Origin of the sequence: Streptomyces alanosinicus (assembly GCF_014650595.1) — a bacterium.
GTDB classification, from domain to species: Bacteria; Actinomycetota; Actinomycetes; order Streptomycetales; family Streptomycetaceae; genus Streptomyces; species Streptomyces alanosinicus.
The window spans coordinates 1-989 of record NZ_BMVG01000147.1 but is presented as its reverse complement, the minus strand read 5'-3'; the positions used below and the strand labels follow the sequence as shown (position 1 = coordinate 989).

1 protein-coding gene is annotated in these 989 nt (G+C 69.0%); it reads left to right on the top strand.

Annotated elements, in window-relative coordinates; translation table 11 throughout:
- Positions 1 to 46 precede the first annotated feature (46 nt).
- A partial coding sequence (locus IE277_RS46710) for a L,D-transpeptidase (protein WP_189960215.1) occupies positions 47 to 989 on the top strand: 943 nt, incomplete at its 3' end.

Genomic DNA, 989 nt, shown 5'->3' with positions numbered 1-989 from the left:
GAGTCGGGCCCGGCTGGGCCGTGGGAGCGAGAGAGTGGGGCGGGTCGTGGGACGGCGCAAGGGCGGCATAGGGATCGCACTGGTCACCGGTGCGGTGCTGGTGGGTGCGAGTGCCTGTGGCGGGGGTGGCGGCGACAAAACGCGTACGGACGACGCGAAGGCGCCGGTCAAGCCGAGCGTCAGTGCCTCTGCCTCGCCGACGAGGCCGGCGGGTCCGCCGATGCTGCTGGACACGATCACCCCGCAGTCGGGTGCCACGGTCGGTGTGGCCATGCCGATCTCGGTCGTCTTCACCGATCCGGTGGCCGTCAAGGCGCGGGCCGCGGTGGAGAAGCATCTGAGGGTCAGTGCCTCGCAGCCGGTGGCCGGGGCCTGGCACTGGTTCGGTGACAAGCGTGCCGACTGGCGGCCCCGGACGTACTGGCCCTCGGGCACGAAGGTACGCGTGGATGCCGAGATGACGGGGGTCGGCAACGGCAACGGCCGCTACGGCGTGCGCGGCTACACGCACACCTTCACCATCGGCGACGACGTACGCGCGGACGTCTCGGTGACCGGTCACACGATGAAGGTGAGCCGTGGCGGGAAGGTGCTGCGCACCCTGTCGATCAACGCGGGCAGTGCCCAGTACCCGACGTGGAACGGCACGATGGCCGTCATCGACAAGGAGGCCAAGGTCCACATGACCTCCTGCAGTGTCGGGATCAGCTGTGACAAGGGCAGTCCCAACTACTACGACCTGACCCTGCCCTGGGACGTCCACCTGACCCAGTCCGGCACATATGTGCACTACTCCACCGGTGACCCGTATCCGGGCAGCGGCAGCGCCCGCGGCTCGCACGGCTGCGTCCACCTGTCCATGGCGGACGCCAAATGGTTCTACGGCCAGATCAAACAGGGCGACCCCGTCACCATCACCGGCTCCCCCCGCGCCAAGGCCCCCGCCGACAACGGCTACGCCGCCTACAACCTCACCTGGGACCAATGGC